The sequence below is a fragment of the Pseudomonas sp. SJZ131 genome, from assembly GCF_007828705.1.
GTDB lineage: Bacteria > Pseudomonadota > Gammaproteobacteria > Pseudomonadales > Pseudomonadaceae > Aquipseudomonas > Aquipseudomonas prosekii.
Map to the genome: position 1 here is coordinate 655,384 of NZ_VIVC01000002.1, position 21,118 is coordinate 676,501.

Sequence of the window (21,118 nt, forward strand, 5' to 3'; positions counted from 1 at the left end):
AGGGGCAATCGGTTAGCTCAGGAGGTCTTGCAGGGTTGCGAGGCTGTCGGCTTCTTCGACGGTTTTGTCCTGGCGCCAGCGCAGCATTCTTGGGAAGCGCACGGCGATTCCGCTTTTGTGCCGTTTCGACAGCGCGATGCCTTCGAAGCCCAGCTCAAACACCAGACTCGGCGTCACACTGCTCACCGGCCCGAACTTCTCCACCGTGGTTTTGCGCACGATGCCGTCAACCTTGCGCATTTCCTCATCGGTCAGCCCCGAATACGCCTTGGCAAACGGCACCAGCGTACGCTCGCTGGCGTCCGGCGGGCCGTCCCACACCGCGAACGTGTAGTCGCTATAAAGACTCGCGCGCCGGCCATGCCCGCGTTGCGCGTAGATCAACACCGCGTCAACGCTGAACGGCTCGACTTTCCATTTCCACCAGACGCCCATGTCCTTGGTCCGGCCGACGCCATACATCGCGTCCCGCGCCTTGAGCATCATCCCTTCGACGCCGAGGCGCCGCGACGCTTCGCGCTGTTCGGCGAGGTCGAACCAGTCTTTGCCGGTGAGCAGCGGCGAGGCCAGCAGCACCGGGCTGTTGCACGTCGCGATCACCTGCTCCAATTGCGCGCGGCGCTCAGCCTGCGTGTGGTTGCGCCAATCTTCGCCCTGCCATTCCAGCAAATCGTAGGCGAGCACCACCACCGGCACGTCTTCGAGGATTTTCTTGCCGAGGGTTTTGCGCCCGATGCGTTGTTGCAGCAAGGCAAACGGCTGCACGGATGGCGGCGCGGTGGATTGCGGATCGAAGGCGTCCTCGGTGTCCGGTTGCGAGGATTTCCACACCACAATTTCACCATCGATCACCGTGCCGTCCGGCAAACCGTGGGTCAGCGCATGCAATTCGGGGAAGCGCTCACTGACCAATTCCTCGCCGCGCGACCAGATCCACAACCGTCCCTCGCGCTTCACTACTTGCGCGCGGATGCCGTCCCACTTCCATTCCACTTGCCATTGGCTGGCCGGGCCGAGCAGCGCTTCAAACTGCTCGACCGGTTGCGCCAAGGCATGCGCGAGAAAAAACGGGTAAGGCTGACCGCCGCGTTGCGCGTGTTCTTCATCGGATTGCGGCGCGATCAGTTTCAGGTAACTCGCAGCGGTCGGGCGGTTGGACAGGTCGGTGTAACCCACCAGACGCTGGGCCACACGTTTGCTGTCGAGATCGGCCATCGCCGCCAATGCGCGAGTGACCAGCAACTTCGAGACGCCGACGCGAAAGCTGCCGGTGATCAATTTGATGCACAGCATCAGGCTCGCGCTGTCGAGTTGTGCCCACAGCGACGGCAAATGTCGGGCGAGAAATTCCGGCGTTTCACCGCGCAGCGGCAGCAGTTTTTCTTCGATCCATACCGCGAGGCCGTCGGTTGAGCTGTGATCGCTTTCCGGCAATACCAGTGAAATGGTTTCCGCCAGATCGCCGACAGCCTGGTAACTTTCCTCGAACAACCACGGCGAAAGTCCGGAAATGCTCACCGCCAATTCCCGCAGTGCGCGCACCGGCACCAATTGCCGAGGCCGCCCGCCAGACAAAAAGTACACCGCCCATGCCGCATCTTCCGGCGCGGCTTGTGCAAAGTAGGCTTGCATGGCCGCCAGTTTGGCGTTGCTTGAGGTGGTGGCGTCGAGTTCGGCGTACAGCTCGGCGAAGGCTTTCATCGTTGCCCCTCGGCAAGTTCGGCGGGCGCGGCGCTGTTTTCTTCTTCGTCATCGCCGTATTCAGTGCTGAAACCTTGGGCGTCGAGGCCTTTCTCGCGCAGATGCTGGACCAGCACACCAATCGAGCCGTGAGTGACCATCACTCGTTCGGCGCCGGTCTGCTCGATGGCCCACAGCAGGCCCGGCCAATCGGCGTGGTCCGAAAGCACAAACCCGCGATCAACCCCGCGCCGCCGCCGTGGGCCGCGCAACCGCATCCAGCCGCTGGCGAAACCGTCGCTGTAGTCGCCGAAGCGGCGCATCCAGGTGCTCGCGCCGGCGGAGGGCGGGGCGATGACCAAAGCTTGGCGCATGATCGGGTCGCTTTTTTTGATGTCGCCGGCGTAAATCGTCGGCGGCAGATAAATCCCCGCGTCGCGATAGACGCGGTTCAGTGGTTCGACGGCGCCGTGCGAGAGAATCGGGCCGATGCTGGCGTCGATGCCGTGCAGAATCCGCTGCGCCTTGCCGAAGGAATAGCAGAGCAGCACGCTGGCCTTTTGCGCGGCGATATTGGCCCGCCACCATTGGTTGATCTCGGCGAAAATCTGCGCTTGCGGCTGCCAGCGGTAGATCGGCAGACCGAAGGTCGATTCAGTGATGAAGGTGTGGCAGCGCACCGGTTCGAACGGCGCGCAGGTGCCGTCGGGCTCGATTTTGTAATCCCCCGAGGCGACCCAGACTTCACCGCCGTATTCGAGACGCACTTGCGCCGAACCAAGCACATGGCCGGCCGGATGAAAGCTCAGGGTTACGCCGTGGTGCAGCAAACGCTCGCCGTAGGGCAGGGTTTGCAGGTTGATGTCCTGGCCCAGACGCGAGCGCAGAATCCCTTCGCCGGGCGTCGCTGCGAGGTAATGCTGATTGCCGCGATGCGCGTGATCGCCGTGAGCGTGGGTGATCACCGCACGTTCCACCGGGCGCCACGGGTCGATGTAAAAATCCCCGGCGGGACAGTACAAACCTTCCGGGCGCGCGATAACAAGATCCATATTTGTTGCCAAATTCGGGGGACTTGTTAGGTATGAGGCTTGCGTGAGGGGGGAAGTTCTATCGGAGTTCAGCGCGATTCCTGTGGTAGCGAGCTTGCTCGCGATGGCGGAATTTCAGTCAGCCTCATCGTTGACTGTAAAGGCCTCATCGCGAGCAAGCTCGGTCCCACGGGGGGCAGGATTGTTGCTTATTTCCCCGGTGTCAGGGTCAAACGCGCCTTGCCGTACACCTTGTCGAAGTTCTGCGGCTGCAGCGGCAGGCTCATGTATTGGCCTTTCAGCCATGGGTCGATGCTGTTCAGATAATTCGGGCTCGCCGGATTGCCCGACTGCCCGGTGCCGTTCTGCCCCATCAGCGGTTCAGCCTGGCCGAAGTCGACGATAAAACGCATCGCCGGTACTCGCGTTGTATTGAAGTTCTCGCCCCAGGCGAACGCTGCGGTGTTCAACGTGGTGTGATCGCCGCCGGCCGCCATCGGCCCGCGAACGGTCTGGCCATTGGCATTTTTCCATTCGTAGCGGTGCAATTTGCCCCACTGCCAGGCCTTGTGATCGCCGCCCATTTGGCTGTCGCCAGCACTGATCGCCGCCGCCAGACTGCGCGCGAGAATCGCCGGTTTGTCTTCTTTCTGCGGGGTGCGCGCGTCGTCCCAAAATGGACTGTCTTCGCGAGCGAGCAGGTGATCGGCCTGCGCCGCGTAGGACAACTCGCCGTTGGCGGTAAAGGCTTGCCACGCCGGGCTGCTTTCCGGGCCAAGTTCGTCGAGGAAAATCTGCTTGGCGCTTTCCTGCAGGAACAACTCGTAGATCGCTGCGTCGGCAGAGGTCGGGCTGAGCTTGCCGTCGAACGCCATCAAGCGCGTCAACGCTTCGCGAGCCTTGCTGCGATCCGCTTCCGGCAACTTGTCGATTGCCTGTTTCAGCGGCTGCGGCATGCCCGGCGCTTCAAACATGCTTTTCAGTTTGGCGGCGAACGTGGTGGTCTGGTCGTACTGCATGGCGATCAGGCTGCGCGTTTCGTGCTTGCCCGCGCCGGCCAGTTGGGCCATGCGCTCGCCGCGTTCCGGGGCAGACCAGGAATTCGACAATTGCATGCCGTAACCATGCGGAATCACCCTTTGGTTGGCGGTGCCGAGCCAGCCTTGCGCCGGGTCCTGGTCGTAAGGATGGAGCATCGGGTCGGCGTAACCGTCCCAGTCGTAGCGACCTTCCCAGCCCGGCGATGGCAGCAGGCCTTCGCCTTCGCGGCGATTCGGGTAACGGCCGGTGACTTGCCAGCCAATGTTGCTGGCGTCGGCGAACACCAGATTGAGGGCGATGGCGCGGATCTCGCGGCTGGCGTCCGAGGCTTTCTCGACGGTTTGTGCGCGGGACAGGTCGAAAAAAGCGTCCAGAGTTTTGTCGTCAGTGAAGCTTGGGGTCTGCAACGCGACGCCAAAACCATTGGCCATGTTCAGGCCCTGCGCACTGTTGAGCAGCGCGCCGTGGCGGGTTTCGTACACCGGTTCGCGAATCGAGCGCTGGCCTTTGACAAAGAAGGTTTCGTTGCGCACGGCCACCGGCTGCCATTTGTCGCCGACGTCGTAAGCGAGGCCATTGCCCTGGCGGCGGATTTTTTCCAGGAACAGGTCCTGGTTGTCGCCCATGACCGCGGTCATGCTCCACGCCACTTTGCCGTTGAAACCGCCGAGCACCATCGGCAGGCCGGCGACGCTGACGCCCGCCGCCTGATATTTCGGCGCGCGGATCTGCACGTAGCTGTACAGCGACGGCACGCCCAGCGGCCCGTGACTGTCGCTGGCCAGCAGGCTTTTGCCGCTGCGGCTGCGTTGCGGGCCGATCGCCCAGTTGTTCGAGGAGGTGGCGCCGAGCATGTTCAAATCCGCCAGTTGCGCGGTGGCTTTGCTGATTTCGGCCAGACCGGGAATCGCGCCGTTGAGCTTGATGCCTTGCAGTTTGTCCGCTTCGGCCACCGGCAGTTTTTCGTCGGGCGCGGACGGCGTCAGCCACGGCAGTTTGTCGGTGGTGACGGTTTGCGCGAGCACCAGCGCGGAAATTTCTTCCGGCAGGTTGGCCGATTGGCTGAAGTTGAGCAGGCAGAAAATCAGCGCCGAATCTTCAGGTTTCCAGTATTCAGGTTTGTAGCCGCTGGCGGCGAGGTCGGCCGGCAGCTTGTCGCGGTAGCGGAACAGGTAGGCGTTGACGCCGCGCGCATAGACTTCGAAGAAGCGCTTGAGGCGTGGCGACGAAGCTTTATACAGCTCGCCGGCGCTTTTCTTCAGGTTGACGGCGCGCATGTAGCGGTCGGCGTCGAGCAGGTCGGCGCCGGACATTTCTGCCAAACGGCCTTCGGCCAAGAGGCGCATGGTGACCATTTGCGTGATGCGGTCGCTGGCGTGCACGTAACCGAGGGCGAATAGCGCGTCGTGGAAGCTGTTGCTTTCGATCAGCGGCATGCCCATGGCATTGCGCCGCACCGAAACGTTCTGCGCCAAACCCTTGAGCGGCTGCACGCCGGAGGCTGGGGGGAGGGTGTCCTGAGTGTCCCAGGTCTGACAACCGGTCAGGCTCAAAACACCGGCCACTGCTGCGGCAACGCCGAACCGGGGAAGAAAATGTGTGAGGGCTGGCGAGGCCATGGCAAAGCTCCTGCGGGGGTAGTAACGCAATAAAGCCGCTACGTTAGTGAGCAGGAGGTAGCCGCGCAAGCGGGGCGCAGGGTTATTTGCGGATTTGTCCGATAAACCGCCGATCCGCAGACCCTGATCCCCCTCGCCACAAGGATCGCTTTGATCTCAAGACTTAGGTGGGTTGACCTTCGCCGCCAGTGCATAAGCCTTCACCGTCGCCGGGCGATTCTGGATGTGGGTGAACCAGCGCAGCACATTGGGGAAGTCCTCGAGTTTCTGGCTCTGCCATTTGTGCGAGACGATCCACGGGTAGATCGCCATGTCGGCAATGCTGTATTCGCTGCCGGCGACGAATTCGTTATCCGCCAGTTGCTTGTCGAGCACGCCGTAGAGGCGCGCGGTTTCGTCGATGTAGCGCTTGATCGCGTAGGGGATTTTCTCCGGGGCGAACTGGCTGAAATGGTGATTCTGCCCGGCCATCGGCCCCAGACCGCCCATCTGCCAGAACAACCATTGCAGCGCCTGTTGGCGTCCGCGCAGGTCTTTGGGCAGGAACTTGCCGGTCTTCTCGGCGAGGTACAGCAGGATCGCGCCGGACTCGAACAACGACAGCGGCTCACCGCCGTCGGCCGGCTCGTGATCGACGATTGCCGGGATTTTGTTGTTCGGCGAGATCTTCAGGAAGACAGGCTTGAACTGGTCGTTCTGGCTGATGTTGATCGGGTGCACGTCGTACTTGAGGCCGGCCTCTTCGAGGAAAATCGAGATTTTGTGGCCGTTCGGGGTGGTCCAGTAATACAGGTCGATCATGGAGTACTCCAGAAAATAGACGTCGTTAAGTACGGACAGCCAGCGCTCGCATTAGGTCGTCCTGATTGCACCGCAGAGCTTGCCTGTAGGAAGAGGTGATGCTGAAGTGCGGGAAATTCAATGACCCGACGTGAGAAAAGTCAGCATGGAGCTCAAGACCAACGCGGCGCTGATCATCATCGATCAACAGAAAGGCATCCTGCATCCCCGCTTGGGACGTCGAAACAATCCGCAGGCTGAAGAGCGCATCGTTGAATTGCTGGGGTATTGGCGCCGCACCGCGCGGCCGGTGATTCACGTGCAGCATTTGTCGCGCTCAGCGGATTCGGTGTTCTGGCCGCAGCAATCGGGCGTCGAGTTCCAGGATCGGTTTCAGCCGATGACGGGGGAGCGACTGATCCAGAAGCAAGTGCCGGACGCGTTTTGTGCGACGGGGCTGGAGGCGCAGTTGCGTGAGGTGGGGATTGAGCAATTGGTGATCGTTGGGGTGGCGACCAATAATTCCGTGGAATCGACAGCGCGCACGGCGGGGAATCTGGGGTTTGAAGCGTGGGTGGTCGAGGATGCGTGTTTTACCTTCGACAAAGCTGATTTTTTCGGCAACCCGCATTCCGCCGAGGAGGTGCATGCGATGTCGCTGGGCAATCTGCATGGCGAGTACGCGACGGTCATCAACAGCGAACAAATCCTGTAGGAGCAAGGCTTGCCCGCGAAAGCGATTTCACATCCGGCAAAAATGTTGAATGACACGCCGCCATCGCGGGCAAGCCTCGCTCCCACCGGGGACGCAGGGTGACCGCAAAAAGGGATGTCACCCCGTTTCAAATGTAGGAGCAAGGCTTGCCCGCGAAAGCGATTTCACATCCGGCAAAAATGTTGAATGACACGCCGCCATCGCGGGCAAGCCTCGCTCCCACAGGGGACGCAGGGTGACCGCAAAAAGGGGTATCACCCAATTTCAAATGTAGGAGCAAGGCTTGCCCGCGAAAGCGATTTCACATCCGGCAAAAATGTTGAATGACACGCCGCCATCGCGAGCAAGCTCGCTCCCACAGGGATTTGCGGCGGACACAAAAGTCGTGTCTGGCACCGGTAAAACTGTGGGAGTGAGCCTGCTCGCGATGGCGGTTCAGCGGGCGAAGCAGGTGTCCGCCCGAAGCATCAAGCGCCGTGGCACTTCTTGAATTTCTTGCCGTTGCCGCAAGGGCAAGGGTCGTTGCGACCGACATCTTTCAGGGCGTTGCGCACTGGTTCCTGATGGGCGTGGCCGCAGTTCGGGCCGTGAACGTGGCCATGGTCGTGATCGTGGTGATCGTGGGCATGAGCGTCATGGTCGTGATTGCAGTCTGGGCCATGGACGTGGGGTTGCTGGGTCATCGGGTTTACTCCGGAATTAAATCGGCGGGGATTATCACGCCATTCCGCGCCAGGTGCACGTAGTGCGCGATGAATAAACCGGTTTCCAGTTCACCTTCCAGACGATAGGGAATGGGCTGCTTGGGACTTTTCAGCATTTTCACCAGGTCGCGCACCTTCGGCCACAGGTTGGTGCGGATCGGCACTTTGAAATAAGCGCTGCGCTTGGGCCCGACGTTGAACCAGTGCTCATGCTCGCCCTCGGTCAGCAGCATGTCGCCCAGATGAATGCGGTATTCCAGACCGCGCACGGTCAAGTCGTCATTGTTGGGATTGTCGATGCGAAAGTGCAGGAGGAATTTCTGCTCCAGCAGCTTCGCGCGCACCACCTCGACCTTGACCAGATGCACCTGCGGCTCGGGCTCGTCACTGCTGAACCAGGAGGCGCAACCGCCCAGGCTCAGAAGAATGAACAAGGTGAGCAGATGTAAGGCGTGGCGTTGACGGATCATGGTGGTGGTTCTCACTTGTAGCAGCTGGCGAAGCCTGCGTTCGGCTGCGAAGCAGTCGCCATCCTGGCAACTCGGTCTAACCGGCACACCGCGGCGCCTGATCTCACGACTGCTGCGCAGTCGAACGCAGCCTTCGGCAGCTGCTACAGGGTGACCATCATCTCAATTGCCGAAATAACCGGCACAACACTTCTTGAATTTCTGCCCGCTCGCGCACGGGCAAGCGTCATTGCGCCCAGCCTTGAGCGCCACGGTCGGGTCGATGAAGTACCAGCGCCGGTCGTTCTGCACAAACGATGAACGCTCACGGTGACTGTGTTCGCCGCTGCCATCGTGCCAGCGCGCGGTGAAAGTGACGAAAGCGTGTTCCGGTTGCCCGCCCAGCACTTCCGAACTTTCCACCTCAAGCCCCAGCCAAGTGCTTTGCGCGCTCCAGTCGCTCATCGACTGCCGATCCAGCCCGGCCTGTTGCGCGGGCAGGGTGGTCGCCACCAGATAATCGACCAGCCCCAGCACATAGGCGCTGTAGCGCGAACGCATCAAGGCCTCGGCGCACGGGGCCGGGTGGCCGGCATGGTAATGGCCGCAGCAGGCGTCGAGCAGGGTGCCGCTGCCGCAAGGGCAAATGGATGTACTCATTGCGTTACCACCAGTATTTCCCGAAGTTTTCCGGATTGGCCCAGAACCGCGCGTTGAGCCAGTCGGGCACCTGTTTATAGTCAAGCAGATCATAGGTGAACAGCGTCAGCACCTGATCGTCGCGCTGGAAACGTTCGCTGGCCTGCAGCGCCAGGGAGAAAAAGTCGGTTTCCTGCCATTGGCTGGCTGGCAGGTCGGCCAGTACCGCGATGCGGCTGGCGTTGAGGTTGCGAATCCCGCCGAGCAGATTCAGGCCATCGCGCTTGGGCAGATGTTCCAGACAATCAACCACCAGCGCCAGATCAAAACGCCGCGCCGCCAGCTCTGGCGGCAACGGCCCGGGCGCCGCGTGGGCGACGCAACTGTCCGGGTGCGCGAGCTTGAACGCCGCCACGGCGGGGAATTCGCTGGCGCCAATCAGCAACAGCCGCGCCGGTGCGTAAAGGTCAAGCAAAGCGGCCAAGGCCTGCTGCGGCGTGCGCGAAGAAATACCTGCAATCATCGAAGATCCTCAATCAGAGCGCCAAGACTAGCCTGCCGCAACCTCCGGGCCTAGAGCCATTGTCCGGCAAAAGTGCCGATGTCCCGTGAACACGGGCTAAAACAGCGATGGCCTATTGCTGGCGGAGATTAAAACTGCGGTCTTTACTCCCTGAATCGGTTTCAAGCCGATCCCTCAGGAGAAAACTAGATGAGCATAGTTCGGACAGCATTACCCTTGGTGCTGCTAACCAGTGTGTTGACTGGTTGCGCAGGTTTGCAGAAAACCGACTGGCCGACCTGTGCGGCGGTCGGTGGTGTCGTCGGTGCAGGGCTGGGTGCGACCGAAAGCACCGCATGGGCCGGCGGCGGTGCGCTGTTTGTCGGCGGCATGGCGGCGGCGTATTGCTGGGTTCACGGTGACGGCGACGAGGACGGTGATGGCGTGCCGGACAGCCGCGACAAGTGCCCGGGCACACCGCGCGGGGTTCAGGTGGATGCTGACGGCTGCCCACCACCAGCGCCGGCGCCAGTGGTAGAGGAAGTAGTGGTCGTCAAGGAAGAAACCATTGTCATCCGCGACGTGCACTTCCAGTTCGACAAAGCCACGCTGACCCCGTCCGACAAACTGGTCCTCGACAAAGTCGCGACGCGCCTGAAACAGGAAGCGGCGACCGCGCGCCTGACCGTCAGCGGCCACACTGACAGCGTCGGCAGCGATGCCTATAACCAGAAGCTCTCGGATAAACGTGCGCATTCGGTGGTGGAATACCTGATCCAGGGCGGCGTGCCGCGCAGCAGTTTTGTTTCCGTGACCGGCCTCGGCGAGAGCCAGCCAGTGGCTGATAACAAGACGGCTGATGGCCGCGCGCAGAACCGCCGCACCGAAATCAAAATCGAGCGTTAAAGCCCCTTCCGCGCCGCGGCTTGTGCAGTCGCGGTTGCGGGTCTTTACTCCTGTGTAACCGGTATGGGCCGGTAACACAGGAGCATTCACAAATGAGCGTTCTCATACGCACCGTCTTGCCGGTTCTGCTGCTTGGCAGCTTGTTGACCGGTTGCGCCACTCACAGCGATGGCACTGCCCCGCTCAATCAACGTACCTGGCCGATCTGCAGCGTCATCGGCGGCCTGGTCGGCGGCGGCCTCGGTGCTCTGCAAAGTAGCGCATGGGCGGGCGGCGGAGCAGCGCTCGGGATCGTTACGGGTGGTTTGATCTGCTATGCGCAGGACGGCGACGAAGACAGCGACGGCGTGTTCGACCGGCGTGATCGTTGCCCCGACACCCCTGAAAACACCGTTGTCGATCATCGCGGCTGCCCGCGGCCGGTGTACCCGGTCAGCGTCAAACCGGTCGAGCCAGCGCCGCCGGCGACAGAAGTCATCACGCTGAGCGATGCCGGCAACGTGCTGTTTGACTTCGACAAATCCGACCTCACGCCTGCCGCTCGCAGCGAGCTTGATGCGCTGATGGCCAAGTTGCAGAACGCCGATGTGGTCAGCATCAAAGTCATCGGCCATACCGACAGCACCGGTTCGGACGCCTACAACCAGGCATTGTCGGAGCGCCGCGCGAGCAGCGTCGCCGCTTATCTACTGAGCCAGGGCCTGGCGCCAAACAAACTCACCAGCGAAGGCAAGGGTGAAAGTCAGCCGGTTGCCGACAATGAAACGGAGGAAGGGCGGGCGCAGAACCGTCGCGTCGAGTTGCACATCAATCGCTGATGCCTAACGCGGGCGTCGATCAAAAGCCTCGATCTAGAGCCGCCGGGCCGGTAAAACGGTGAAACCGGCGGCCTTCTGGATGAATTTTCCGTTGCCCACTGGCGCATCCCGCGTGGAAGCCGTTACTGTGCGCCCAAAGAATAATTCTCAACGGGGGAGCGTATGAAGGTGTTCTGGGGGCTGGGGAAGCTGTTGACCCTGCTGTTCTGGTTGGTGGTGCTGGTCAACTTGCTGATGCCGTTTATCAATCCGCTGCACCTGCTGGTCAATGTGGCCGGCGCTCTGTTGGCGGTTATCCATTTTCTTGAGGCGCTGCTGTGTTTTCGCAGCCTCAGAGGTCGCGCCCATCCGTGGCGTGATCGTTTGAAGATCCTGTCTTTTGGCGTTTTCCATTTGCAAACCATTCCGGCCCCGGCCGTACAAGGGGCTACCCATGCGTAAACTTTGTCTGCTTGCCGCGTTCATCAGCCCGTTGGCCTGTGCCCAGGTCGTGAGCGTTGAAAGCAATTCCCTGATGCGCTTGCCGAATAACACCAGCACGTTGCAGCTCGAACGCCTGGACGTTGCCGATTACGGCACGTTGCTGATTCCGTCCAACGTCACGGAAGTGACGGTCGGCGAATTGCACCTCGGGCGTGACGCGCGAATTGCCATCGTTCCGGGCGAACAGGCGCTGGAGCTGAAAGTCAGCCGCGCCGAATTGTCCGAAGGCAGCTCGATCACCTCGCGCGGGGCGCCGGGGACGTATCAGAAAGCCGCTCGTTCGGGACGTAATCTGAATCTGCAGATCAAGGCACTGGATGCACCGATGTTGAGCGTCGACGCACGCGGCGGAGCGGGCGCGCCGGGTTTTGTCGGGCTGGATGGCGCTTACGGTGAGGACCCGGGTTGCACGTGGGGCCAAGCCGGTCGCGGATTCAACGGCAGCGATGGCAGCGATGGCCAACCGGGCGCGGCTGGCGCGTTGGTGCGTCTGGAAGTGCCGCGCAGTTATCCGCTGGAGCAGATCAAGGTTCAGGTTGCGGGCGGTGCCGGCGGTTTGGCCGGGCCGGGCGGCAAACCGGGCAAGGGCGGCAAAGCCAAGGGCTGCCTGGTGTATGAGGCGGACGGCGGCAAGAGCGGACGTCCGGGCCTCGACGGCCAACCGGGACCTGCCGGCGCGGCGGGCGCGGTGACGATTCAGCGGTTATAAAACTGCCGAGTAACCGATTGTTCCCACGCAGTGGGAACGATCAATCCTGTAGGAGCGAGGCTTGCCCGCGAAGCTTCTAAAACATCGGCCGAGCCGAAGCTATCGCCACCAGCAGCAACCCGACAATCAGATTGATCCCCACCAATCGGCGAATTTTCCCCAGCGCCGCTGCACCCGTCGGCCAATCCTGCGCGTCTACCGCAGTGCGCAACTCCGGCAGCAACAATGCCTGAATGCGGATAAACAGCGCCGTCATCACCACGTACAAACCCATCATCACTTGCACGTAACGCGGCGCGGTTTCAAAACCGGCGTATTGCAAATGAATCATGCCCACGCCGCTGATCGGCAAAACCACTACCGCGACCCAGACCCAGCGGAAAAAACCTTGAAACACTTCTACCCACAGCTTCAACCGGCCGGGGCCCTCCAGGGCCTTCATCGCCGCCGGGCGCAGGACCATCCAGGCGAAAAACATGCCGCCGACCCACACCAGGGCGGACAGTACATGCAGGGTATAAACGAGGCTAAAAGCGGTCATTGAGGTACTCCGTTCTGCGCGGGATTAATTAGCGCGGTATGATAGCCGCCATCCGAAACCACTGAAAATTTATCCAGCGTTTTTTGCGCCCGACAATCCATGATCAGCACCGAACTCAAAACCACGATCCAGGGCGCCTACTCGCGTTTTCTTGAAGCCAAGAGCCTCAAGCCGCGTTATGGCCAACGCCTGATGATCGCCGAAATCGCCAAAGTCCTCGGTGACATCGACACCGACGACGAAGGCCGGCGCAGTGGCGACCCCGCGATTGTCGCGGTGGAAGCCGGCACCGGCACCGGTAAAACCGTGGCTTACAGCCTGGCGGCGATTCCCACGGCGAAAGCGGCGGGCAAGCGCCTGGTGATCGCCACGGCCACCGTCGCCCTGCAAGAGCAGATCGTCTACAAGGACCTGCCCGACCTGATGCGCAACAGCGGGCTGAATTTCAGCTTCGCGTTGGCCAAGGGTCGCGGGCGCTATATGTGCCTGTCCAAGCTCGACATGCTGCTGCAGGAAGGTCACGCGCAAACCGCCACTGCGCAACTGTTCGAAGAAGATGGCTTCAAGATCGAGGTCGATGAGGCCAGTCAGAAACTCTTCACCAGCATGATCGAGAAGCTGGCCGGCAATAAGTGGGACGGCGACCGCGACAGTTGGTCCACCGCCCTCGAAGACGCCGATTGGGCGCGCCTGACAACCGATCACAGCCAGTGCACCAACCGCCATTGTCCGAACTTCGGCCAGTGCGCCTTCTACAAGGCGCGCGAAGGCATGGGCAAGGTTGACGTGATTGTCACCAACCACGACATGGTGCTCGCCGACCTCGCCCTCGGCGGCGGTGCGGTGTTGCCGGACCCGCGCGATACCATTTACGTGTTCGACGAAGGCCACCACTTGCCGGACAAGGCAATCGGTCATTTCGCCCATTACACGCGCCTGCGTTCCACCGCCGACTGGCTGGAAACCACGGCCAAGAACCTGACCAAATTGCTCGCCCAGCATCCGCTGCCGGGCGACCTCGGCAAGTTGATCGAGCAGGTGCCGGAGCTGGCGCGTGAGATCAAGACCCAGCAGCAATTCATGTTCACCGCGTGCGAGCAGGTCGCCGATTTCAAACCCGGCGAAGACGTCGAAGGGCGCGAACGACCGCGGCACCGTTTCGTCGCCGGGGTGATCCCCGAGCACATGCGCGAGATGGGCATCGAGCTGAAAAAAGCCTTCGCGCGCCTGACCGACCTGTTCACCCGCCTCACCGAACTGCTCAAGGAAGGCATGGACGGCGAGGTCAACATCGGCATCGCCAGCAACCAGGCCGAAGAATGGTATCCGCTGTTCGGCAGCCTGTTGTCGCGTTCATCCGGCAACTGGGAATTGTGGACCGCGTTCACCGCCGAAGACCCGGAAGACAGTCCGCCAATGGCCCGTTGGCTGACCCTGGCCGAAAGCGGTTCGCTGTTCGACATCGAGGTCAACGCCAGCCCGATCCTCGCCGCCGAAATGCTCCGGCGCAATCTGTGGAACGTCGCTTACGGCGCGCTGGTGACTTCGGCGACGCTGACGGCGCTCGGCACGTTCGACCGCTTCCGCATGCGCGCCGGCCTGCCGAAAAAAGCCGTGACCGCCGTGGTGCCGAGCCCGTTCCATCACGCCGATGCTGGCGTCTTGCGGGTGCCGGACCTGAAAGCCGATCCGCGTGATGCGCCGGCGCATACCGCGGCGATCATTCGTGATTTGCCGGAACTGGTCGAAGGTTCGCGCGGCACGTTGGTGCTGTTTTCCTCACGCAAACAGATGCAGGACGTGTTCGACGGCCTCGACCGCGACTGGCGCAAGCAAGTGTTCATTCAAGGCAACCTGTCGAAACAGGAAACCCTGAACAAGCACAAGGCGCGGGTCGATGGCGGGGATTCCAGCGTGCTGTTCGGCCTTGCGAGTTTTGCCGAAGGCGTCGATTTGCCGGGCGCATATTGCGAGCACGTGGTGATCGCGAAGATTCCGTTCTCGGTGCCCGATGATCCGGTGGAAGCGGCACTGGCCGAGTGGATCGAAGCACGCGGCGGCAATCCGTTCATGGAAATCTCGGTGCCGGATGCTTCGCTGAAACTGGTTCAGGCCTGTGGTCGTTTGCTGCGAACCGAAGAGGATCGCGGCACGATCACCTTGCTTGATCGGCGTCTGGTGACCCAGCGTTACGGCAAAGCGATCCTCAACGCATTGCCGCCGTTCCGTCGTGAAATTTCCTGATACACGCGTGGGCCTTTTGGCCTACCGTGTTGTCTATCCCTCAATCACCGCTTTTCCACTGGCCATTGTTGGTCGTCAGGGAGAATTTCGTTCTCATGATTCGTCGTTCGTTGCCTGCTGTATTTGCCCTGTTGTTCGCAACGCCGTTGTTGGCCGCCCCCGCTGGCCAGCAGACGCTGTTCAACTTTGTGCGCCCCGCCGATGTGGTCCAGGTGGCGACGCAGGACGCCAGCCTGCCGCAATCCAACGCCGAACAAACGGCCGAAGGCGAAGTGCTGCGCCGGGTGACGTTTAACCCGACTGCGCAACCGACCTTGCGCCTGAGCCCGCAAAGCGGCGCGTGGGACTGGTCGCAATCGGGCGTCATGAGCCTGCGGATCCAGAGCGCGATGAGCTGGGCCGTGACCCTCTACGTAAAAATCCAGAGCAACGACGGCAAGACGCTGATCAGCCGCGTCGATCTGCCGCCCGGCCCGGTGCAAACGTTGCTGGTGCCATTGGTGGCCAGCACGCCGCTGAGTCAGGGCATGAAGGCCGGCCCGCCGATGCCGATCACGTTTGACGGTCAGCGCGTGTTGCTGGCCAGCAGCACTGGTGAACTGGATCGCAGTCAAGTGGTGTCGGTGAGTTTGTCGATGGATCAGCCGAAAGTCGCGCAAAGCATCCTGCTCGAACGCTTCGGCGTGCAGGACGGCGAAGCGGTGACCAAAGCCGCTTACGGCGGTGTGGTTGACGCGTACGGGCAATCGACCCGCGCGAAATGGCCCGAGAAAGTCAGCAACGACGAACAACTGAAAGCCGCCGCCGGCAAAGAACAGCAACAACTGAAAACCTGGCTGGCCGAGCGTGCAAAGTCGCCGCTGGATAAATTCGGTGGTTTGAACAAAGGCCCGGTGTTCAAGTCCAGCGGCTTCTTCCGCACTGAAAAGCGCGACGGCCGTTGGTATCTGGTGACGCCGGAAGGGCATCCGTTCTATTCGATCGGGGTGAACACCGTCGCGCCGGACGTCGCTCGAACCTACGTCGCCGGTCGCGAGTGGATGTTTGAAGCACTGCCGCAAGCCGCCGAGCCGCTGGCCATTCATTACGGCGACGGCGACAACCGTGGCGGCAACGGCGCCGATCAGGGCCGCGCCTTCAACACTGGCCGCTGGTTCGACTTTTATGGCGCCAACCTGCAACGCTTGTACGGCCAACCGTGCGCCGTCGCCAGCGAAACCAAGGCTGGCGTCGCTGAAGCCGCCAAGGCTGACGCCGTCGCGGCAACCGCTGAAAAATCCGCCGAGCCAGCGGTCAAGCCTGCCACCGCAGAGGCCGGAATCGCCGAAGCGGCGCAGAGCCACGCGGTCGAAGCGGCCAAAGTCGAGCAAGCTCCCGCTGAACCGTGCAAAGCCGTGGTCGACGAACAGCGCTGGGCCAGTCACACGCTGGATCGCTTGCAAGCCTGGGGTTTCAACACCGTCGGCAACTGGAGCGCGCCGGTGCTGGCCAACGCCGATCGCGTGCCGTACACCTTGCCGCTGTCCATCGTCGGTGATTACGCGAGCATCAGCACCGGCACCGACTGGTGGGGCGGCATGCCCGATCCGTTTGACCCGCGTTTTGCCATGGCCACCGAGCGTGCAGTGGCCATTGCGGCGCGCGATCATCGTGACGACCCATGGTTGATCGGCTATTTCGCCGATAACGAACTGGCTTGGGCCGGTCCCGGCAATGATCCGAAAGCCCGTTACGCCTTGGCTTACGGCACGCTGAAAATGACTACTGATGTGCCAGCCAAACGCGCGTTCCTCAAGCAATTGCGCGATAAATATCGCAATCAGGCCGGTTTGTCGAAAGCCTGGGGCATTGAGCTGCCGGCGTGGGAATTGATGGAAGATCCGGGTTTCGTGCCGCCGCTGCCAAGCGCCGAACATCCGGAGATCGAAGCTGATTTCAAATACTTCCAGAAAGTCTTCGCCGACACTTATTTCAAGACCATTTCCGACTCGCTGAAATGGCACGCGCCGAACCAGTTGCTGCTCGGCGGCCGTTTCGCCATCAGCACCCCGGAAGCGGTGCAGTCCTGCGCGCAGTATTGCGATGTGCTGAGTTTCAACATGTACACCTTGCAGCCGCAGGACGGTTACGACTTCGCGGCGTTGCGCAGCCTCGACAAACCGGTGCTGATCACCGAATTCAACTTCGGCTCGGCGGATCGCGGCCCGTTCTGGGGCGGCGTGACGCAACTGGCCAAGGAAGAAGATCGCGGCCCGGCTTACGCCAACTTCCTCAAGCAGGCGATCAGCGAACCGTCGATTGTCGGCGTGCATTGGTTCCAGTATCTGGATCAGCCCGTCAGCGGGCGTTTGCTGGATGGCGAAAACGGCCACTTTGGCCTGGTCGGCATCACCGATCTGCCGTTTCAGGGCTTTGTCGACAGCGTGCGCAAAAGCAATCTGCTGACGGTTGAGCAACTCGGCAAAGAGGCCGAAAAGGCTCGAGCTGAAGCGGACAAGGCCAGCCACGAAGGCGAGGGCGGCCGTCAGGGCGACGCCGGCAAAGGCCCGGGCAAGGGCGAAGGGCACACCGGCGGACATTCTGCGAACGGGCATTAATACCTGAGACCGAGTGGCCTTCTTCGCGGGCAAGCCTCGCTCCTATAGGTTCTGCGCAAAACCTGTAGGAGCGAGGCTTGCCCGCGAAGGCGTTCTGATTTAACTCACTATTCCCGAACAATCCCTCCGTTAACCGACCGCCCAGCCCGCACCTGTTCCCAAAACCCTTCAGGGCTGGAACAATGCGAACCACTTTGTGAGCGTTTAGGCGGGGAGTTGTGGGTGCAGATTCAAGGTCATTACGAGCTTAAGTTCGAAACGGTGCGCGAAGCTTTCGCGGCATTGTTCGACGATCCCCAGGAACGTGGCGCGGCGTTGTGCATTCAGGTCGGCGGTGAAACCGTCATCGATCTTTGGGCCGGTACCGCCGACAAGGATGGCGCCGAAGCCTGGCACAGCGACACCATCGCCAATCTGTTTTCCTGCACCAAGACCTTCACCGCCGTCACCGCGTTGCAATTGGTCGCCGAGGGCAAGCTGCAATTGGACGCCCCGGTTGCTCGTTACTGGCCCGAATTTGCCGCCGCCGGCAAAGAATCCGTCACCCTGCGCCACTTGCTCTGCCACCAGGCCGGTCTGCCAGCCCTGCGCGAATTGCTCGCCCCCGAAGCCTTGTATGACTGGCACACCATGACCGACGCGCTTGCCGCCGAAGCACCGTGGTGGACGCCGGGTCAGGGCCACGGTTACGCCGCGATCACCTACGGCTGGCTGGTCGGCGAGTTGTTGCGCCGTGCCGACGGGCGTGGGCCGGGCGAATCGATCGTCGCGCGGGTCGCCAAGCCGTTGGGCCTGGACTTCCATGTCGGTCTGGCTGACGAAGAGTTTCACCGCGTCGCGCACATCGCCCGTGGCAAGGGCAACAGCGGCGACGCTGCGGCCCAGCGCCTGCTGCAAGTGACGATGCGCGAGCCGACCGCGATGTCCACCCGAGCCTTCACCAATCCGCCGTCGATCATGACCAGCACCAACAAACCGGAATGGCGACGCATGCAGCAGCCTGCCGCCAATGGCCACGGCAACGCGCGCAGCCTCGCGGGTTTTTACGCCGGGCTGCTCGACGGCAGCCTGCTGGAAGGCGAAATGCTCGACGAGCTGACCCGCGAACACAGCCTCGGCGAAGACAAGACTCTGTTGACCCGGACCCGATTCGGTCTGGGTTGCATGCTCGATCAGCCGGATGTGCCGAACGCCACGTATGGTCTCGGCCCACGGGCGTTTGGCCATCCCGGCGCTGGCGGTTCAATCGGTTTTGCTGACCCGGAGCACGATGTGGCTTTCGGTTTTGTGACAAATACCCTGGGACCGTATGTTTTGATGGATCCTCGCGCGCAGAAGCTGGCAAAGGTACTTGCCACTTGTCTGTAAAACGCCGCTGAACGCGTCTGCGCCGGGAACCTCGTTACCTTTTTCGATTCAAAGCGTCTGTTTATGTGGTCGATGTGGCCTTTTGATTTTTTATTACTTCATTTTGTGGATATCCAATGTCATCCAATAAAACCCTAGCTTTGGCGCTGTGCTTCGCGATCACCGGTTGCGCACAAACTCCACAAAATGACGCCGAGGGCGGCAGCCACTGGTGGCAATTCGGTTCCTCCGACAAAGTCGCCGCCAATGAACCTGCTGCGGCGGCCCCGGCGCCAGCCCTGGCGGCGAAACCTGATCCAATCAAACAAGCGATCACCGCACCGGTGGTCAAAGCTGAGAGCAGCAGCCGTTGGTACTGGCCGTTTGGTTCCGATGATGGCGCCGATACTGCTGCGGCCAAGCCGGAAGCCAAAACCGAAGCCAAACAGGACGCTGTCGCCAAGGCTGACGCCGAGGCGGGTGGCAAATGGTGGTGGCCGTTCGGCGGCAAACAGCAGCCTACTGCCAAAGCCGTGCCGATGCCGGATCCGAAAGTCACCCAGGCCTGGCTCGACGATTACGAACCGCGCCTGCGCGCCGCGATCAAGGACAGCAACCTGCAACTCGAACGCCGTGAAAACGTCTTGGTAGTTACTGCGCCGGTTGAAGGCTCGTTCAACCCGGATCGCCCGGCCATGCTGCTGCCGGTGACCCTCGGCCCATTCAGCCGCGTCGCAAAGATTCTCGAACTCGATCCGAAAACCGCAGTTTTGGTTCTCGGCCACAGCGACACTTCGGGCGCCGCACCGGCCAACGTCAAGCTGAGCCAGGAACGCGCCCAATCGGTAGCGGCAATCTTCCGTCTCAGCGGTCTGCAGCGTGATCGCCTGATGTTGCGCGGCATGGGTGGCGAAGCGCCGCGTGCGGCCAACGACAGCGTTGAAGGTCGTGCGTTGAACCGTCGTGTCGAATTGCTGGTGACTCCGCAAAACACCATGGTCGCGCTGCTCAGCAAGTACAACATGCCAGCGCCGGCGCCCGTCACGATGGTGGCCAAGCAAGAAGCGAAACCGGTGGTCAAGCCAGTCACGCCGGCGCCAGTCGCGAAGAAAGCCGCTGCCCCTGCCGCGAAAAAAGCCCCGGTGAAAAAAGCTGCCGCCAAGGCGCCAACGAAAACTGCTGCCAAGGCTCCGGCGAAAAAAGCCCCGGCCAAAGCCACAACTCCAGCGAAAAAAGCCGCACCGTCCAAAGCCTCCACTGACAAGAAAGTCGCCGCTGCGGATGCTGCGAAGAACTGATCGTTAACCACAAGGAAAGCGCCATGACCCAGGCCCTGGCTGATATGCGTCGCGACTACACCCGAGACGGGCTGACCGAGGCGCAAGCCCCGGCCGAGCCGTTCGCGCTGTTCCATCAGTGGTTCGCCGATGCGGTGAAAACCGAGCAGGTGCCGGTCGAGGCCAACGCGATGACCCTGGCCACCGTCGATCTCGACGGCCGGCCGCATTGCCGCATTCTGCTGCTCAAGGGCCTGGACGCTCAGGGTTTTACCTTCTTCACCAACTATGACAGCGCCAAGGGCCAGCATCTGGCGGTGAATCCGTTCGCCGCCATGACGTTTTTCTGGCCGACCCTGGAGCGTCAGGTGCGCATCGAAGGGCGGGTGGTCAAGGTGTCGCCCGAAGAGTCTGACGCTTACTTTCAGGTCCGGCCGCTGGGCAGTCGCCTCGGCGCCTGGGCATCCCCGCAGAGCCGGGTGATCGCTGATCGTGGCGAGCTTGAAGAGTTACTGAAGATTACCGAGCAGCGCTTCACTGACACTCAGCCGCACTGCCCGGAACACTGGGGCGGTTACCGTTTGCTCCCCGAGCGCATCGAGTTCTGGCAAGGCCGTTCGAGCCGCCTGCACGATCGCCTCAACTATCGCCTGCAGGACGCCAACTGGATTCTTGAACGTCTGGCACCCTGAGCAGTCTACCGACCGGGATAGCTTGCAGCAGCGGCCTCCAGCCATTGCGGCAAGTCCCGACGCTTGATCTTTTGCGCTTGCGCGTTTGCCAGTTGCTGAAGCATGAAGGCTTTTTTGTCCTCGTCTTTTCCGGCTAGAGCTAACGCCAAGTCGCGGTCCATCCAGCGTTTGATACGGACGTACAGCCACCAGTGGAAGTACAAACCGGCCGCAGTCGTGACGACAATGATGAAGTAGTCCATGAAAAATCCTTGGGTCAACGGCGCAGTCTGGTGGATTTGACGCTACTGTGTGGTGAGTTCAGAGGCGCCTGTACCGGGCCTGAATGAAACCAATTTTATCCG

20 protein-coding genes are annotated in these 21,118 nt (G+C 61.5%); 10 read left to right on the forward strand and 10 right to left on the reverse strand.

Annotation, left to right across the window (positions count from 1 at the left end; genetic code table 11):
- Positions 1-12: 12 nt before the first annotated feature.
- The 4 genes from FBY12_RS09915 to FBY12_RS09930 all read right to left on the reverse strand — a co-directional run bounded on the left by FBY12_RS09915 (position 13) and on the right by FBY12_RS09930 (position 6,172).
- On the reverse strand, positions 13-1,701 hold the full coding sequence (locus FBY12_RS09915; RefSeq protein ID WP_121757265.1) for an ATP-dependent DNA ligase: 1,689 nt from the start codon (positions 1,699-1,701) through the stop codon (positions 13-15).
- On the reverse strand, positions 1,698-2,732 hold the full coding sequence (locus FBY12_RS09920) for a ligase-associated DNA damage response exonuclease (protein ID WP_145252752.1): 1,035 nt from the start codon (positions 2,730-2,732) through the stop codon (positions 1,698-1,700). Before FBY12_RS09920 ends, FBY12_RS09915 begins: the two co-directional genes overlap by 4 nt.
- Before the next feature lie 188 nt (positions 2,733-2,920).
- Positions 2,921-5,371, reverse strand: coding sequence for a penicillin acylase family protein (locus FBY12_RS09925; RefSeq protein ID WP_145252753.1), 2,451 nt, complete (start codon positions 5,369-5,371; stop codon positions 2,921-2,923).
- A gap of 156 nt (positions 5,372-5,527) precedes the next feature.
- The gene (locus tag FBY12_RS09930; RefSeq protein ID WP_145252754.1) at positions 5,528-6,172 is read right to left on the reverse strand and encodes a glutathione binding-like protein; all 645 of its coding nucleotides are present in this window, start codon (positions 6,170-6,172) and stop codon (positions 5,528-5,530) included.
- Positions 6,173-6,317: 145 nt separating this feature from the next.
- Between FBY12_RS09930 and FBY12_RS09935 the strand changes: the two genes are divergently transcribed.
- On the forward strand, positions 6,318-6,866 hold the full coding sequence (locus FBY12_RS09935; protein ID WP_145253290.1) for a cysteine hydrolase family protein: 549 nt from the start codon (positions 6,318-6,320) through the stop codon (positions 6,864-6,866).
- Positions 6,867-7,333: 467 nt separating this feature from the next.
- Here FBY12_RS09935 and FBY12_RS09945 read toward each other — a convergent pair whose 3' ends face one another.
- The 4 genes from FBY12_RS09945 to FBY12_RS09960 all read right to left on the reverse strand — a co-directional run bounded on the left by FBY12_RS09945 (position 7,334) and on the right by FBY12_RS09960 (position 9,181).
- On the reverse strand, positions 7,334-7,549 hold the full coding sequence (locus FBY12_RS09945; RefSeq protein ID WP_101207616.1) for an SEC-C metal-binding domain-containing protein: 216 nt from the start codon (positions 7,547-7,549) through the stop codon (positions 7,334-7,336).
- Positions 7,550-7,554: 5 nt separating this feature from the next.
- On the reverse strand, positions 7,555-8,040 hold the full coding sequence (locus tag FBY12_RS09950) for an LEA type 2 family protein (RefSeq protein WP_145252756.1): 486 nt from the start codon (positions 8,038-8,040) through the stop codon (positions 7,555-7,557).
- Between the two features lie 162 nt (positions 8,041-8,202).
- Complete coding sequence (locus FBY12_RS09955; RefSeq protein WP_109503600.1) at positions 8,203-8,679, reverse strand: YchJ family protein; 477 nt, start codon at positions 8,677-8,679, stop codon at positions 8,203-8,205.
- Between the two features lie 4 nt (positions 8,680-8,683).
- Entirely contained in the window at positions 8,684-9,181 is a 498-nt protein-coding gene (locus tag FBY12_RS09960; RefSeq protein ID WP_092272180.1) for a DUF6231 family protein, read from the reverse strand.
- Between the two features lie 189 nt (positions 9,182-9,370).
- On the opposite strand from FBY12_RS09960, the gene FBY12_RS09965 reads away from it, so the two are divergent.
- The 4 genes from FBY12_RS09965 (at position 9,371) to FBY12_RS09980 (ending at position 12,076) form a co-directional block, all read left to right on the forward strand.
- Positions 9,371-10,066: an OmpA family protein gene (locus FBY12_RS09965; protein ID WP_145252757.1), complete on the forward strand. Its 696-nt coding sequence runs from the start codon at positions 9,371-9,373 to the stop codon at positions 10,064-10,066.
- Positions 10,067-10,158: 92 nt separating this feature from the next.
- Entirely contained in the window at positions 10,159-10,884 is a 726-nt protein-coding gene (locus tag FBY12_RS09970) for an OmpA family protein (RefSeq protein ID WP_121731039.1), read from the forward strand.
- A 162-nt stretch (positions 10,885-11,046) separates the two neighbouring features.
- Complete coding sequence (locus FBY12_RS09975) at positions 11,047-11,325, forward strand: DUF1145 domain-containing protein (RefSeq protein WP_145252758.1); 279 nt, start codon at positions 11,047-11,049, stop codon at positions 11,323-11,325.
- Positions 11,318-12,076 (forward strand): collagen-like protein, encoded by a 759-nt coding sequence (locus tag FBY12_RS09980; protein ID WP_121731038.1) that lies wholly within the window; start codon positions 11,318-11,320, stop codon positions 12,074-12,076. The genes FBY12_RS09975 and FBY12_RS09980 overlap by 8 nt, the downstream gene beginning before the upstream one ends.
- A 76-nt stretch (positions 12,077-12,152) precedes the next feature.
- Here the strand turns inward: FBY12_RS09980 and FBY12_RS09985 are convergent, their stop codons facing one another.
- On the reverse strand, positions 12,153-12,617 hold the full coding sequence (locus FBY12_RS09985; protein ID WP_121731037.1) for a CopD family protein: 465 nt from the start codon (positions 12,615-12,617) through the stop codon (positions 12,153-12,155).
- A gap of 99 nt (positions 12,618-12,716) precedes the next feature.
- Here FBY12_RS09985 and dinG point away from each other — a divergent pair, with 99 nt between their 5' ends.
- From dinG to pdxH, 5 genes are all read left to right on the forward strand, one after another.
- Positions 12,717-14,861 (forward strand): ATP-dependent DNA helicase DinG, encoded by a 2,145-nt coding sequence (dinG, locus tag FBY12_RS09990; RefSeq protein ID WP_121731036.1) that lies wholly within the window; start codon positions 12,717-12,719, stop codon positions 14,859-14,861.
- A gap of 95 nt (positions 14,862-14,956) precedes the next feature.
- Positions 14,957-17,458 (forward strand): beta-galactosidase, encoded by a 2,502-nt coding sequence (locus FBY12_RS09995; protein WP_145252759.1) that lies wholly within the window; start codon positions 14,957-14,959, stop codon positions 17,456-17,458.
- Positions 17,459-17,680: 222 nt separating this feature from the next.
- Positions 17,681-18,826, forward strand: coding sequence for a serine hydrolase domain-containing protein (locus tag FBY12_RS10000; RefSeq protein WP_145252760.1), 1,146 nt, complete (start codon positions 17,681-17,683; stop codon positions 18,824-18,826).
- Positions 18,827-18,942: 116 nt separating this feature from the next.
- Positions 18,943-20,103 (forward strand): OmpA family protein, encoded by a 1,161-nt coding sequence (locus FBY12_RS10005; protein WP_145252761.1) that lies wholly within the window; start codon positions 18,943-18,945, stop codon positions 20,101-20,103.
- A 23-nt stretch (positions 20,104-20,126) separates the two neighbouring features.
- Entirely contained in the window at positions 20,127-20,774 is a 648-nt protein-coding gene (gene pdxH / locus FBY12_RS10010; RefSeq protein ID WP_109521706.1) for a pyridoxamine 5'-phosphate oxidase, read from the forward strand.
- A gap of 5 nt (positions 20,775-20,779) precedes the next feature.
- On the opposite strand, the gene FBY12_RS10015 is transcribed toward pdxH, so the two are convergent.
- Positions 20,780-21,016 (reverse strand): hypothetical protein, encoded by a 237-nt coding sequence (locus tag FBY12_RS10015; RefSeq protein WP_121731031.1) that lies wholly within the window; start codon positions 21,014-21,016, stop codon positions 20,780-20,782.
- Positions 21,017-21,118: the final 102 nt, after the last annotated feature.

Bases quoted from the DNA above. Each gene is read 5' to 3' on its own strand.
- dinG (WP_121731036.1), top strand. From the start codon at position 12,717: ATGATCAGCACCGAACTCAAAACCACGATCCAGGGCGCCTACTCGCGT.
- FBY12_RS09915 (WP_121757265.1), bottom strand. From the start codon at position 1,701: ATGAAAGCCTTCGCCGAGCTGTACGCCGAACTCGACGCCACCACCTCA.
- FBY12_RS09985 (WP_121731037.1), bottom strand. From the start codon at position 12,617: ATGACCGCTTTTAGCCTCGTTTATACCCTGCATGTACTGTCCGCCCTG.
- pdxH (WP_109521706.1), top strand. From the start codon at position 20,127: ATGACCCAGGCCCTGGCTGATATGCGTCGCGACTACACCCGAGACGGG.
- FBY12_RS09945 (WP_101207616.1), bottom strand. From the start codon at position 7,549: ATGACCCAGCAACCCCACGTCCATGGCCCAGACTGCAATCACGACCAT.
- FBY12_RS09935 (WP_145253290.1), top strand. From the start codon at position 6,318: ATGGAGCTCAAGACCAACGCGGCGCTGATCATCATCGATCAACAGAAA.
- FBY12_RS10015 (WP_121731031.1), bottom strand. From the start codon at position 21,016: ATGGACTACTTCATCATTGTCGTCACGACTGCGGCCGGTTTGTACTTC.
- FBY12_RS09970 (WP_121731039.1), top strand. From the start codon at position 10,159: ATGAGCGTTCTCATACGCACCGTCTTGCCGGTTCTGCTGCTTGGCAGC.
- FBY12_RS09950 (WP_145252756.1), bottom strand. From the start codon at position 8,040: ATGATCCGTCAACGCCACGCCTTACATCTGCTCACCTTGTTCATTCTT.
- FBY12_RS09920 (WP_145252752.1), bottom strand. From the start codon at position 2,732: ATGGATCTTGTTATCGCGCGCCCGGAAGGTTTGTACTGTCCCGCCGGG.
- FBY12_RS09930 (WP_145252754.1), bottom strand. From the start codon at position 6,172: ATGATCGACCTGTATTACTGGACCACCCCGAACGGCCACAAAATCTCG.
- FBY12_RS09955 (WP_109503600.1), bottom strand. From the start codon at position 8,679: ATGAGTACATCCATTTGCCCTTGCGGCAGCGGCACCCTGCTCGACGCC.
- FBY12_RS09980 (WP_121731038.1), top strand. From the start codon at position 11,318: ATGCGTAAACTTTGTCTGCTTGCCGCGTTCATCAGCCCGTTGGCCTGT.
- FBY12_RS09995 (WP_145252759.1), top strand. From the start codon at position 14,957: ATGATTCGTCGTTCGTTGCCTGCTGTATTTGCCCTGTTGTTCGCAACG.
- FBY12_RS09975 (WP_145252758.1), top strand. From the start codon at position 11,047: ATGAAGGTGTTCTGGGGGCTGGGGAAGCTGTTGACCCTGCTGTTCTGG.
- FBY12_RS09925 (WP_145252753.1), bottom strand. From the start codon at position 5,371: ATGGCCTCGCCAGCCCTCACACATTTTCTTCCCCGGTTCGGCGTTGCC.
- FBY12_RS09965 (WP_145252757.1), top strand. From the start codon at position 9,371: ATGAGCATAGTTCGGACAGCATTACCCTTGGTGCTGCTAACCAGTGTG.
- FBY12_RS10005 (WP_145252761.1), top strand. From the start codon at position 18,943: ATGTCATCCAATAAAACCCTAGCTTTGGCGCTGTGCTTCGCGATCACC.
- FBY12_RS09960 (WP_092272180.1), bottom strand. From the start codon at position 9,181: ATGATTGCAGGTATTTCTTCGCGCACGCCGCAGCAGGCCTTGGCCGCT.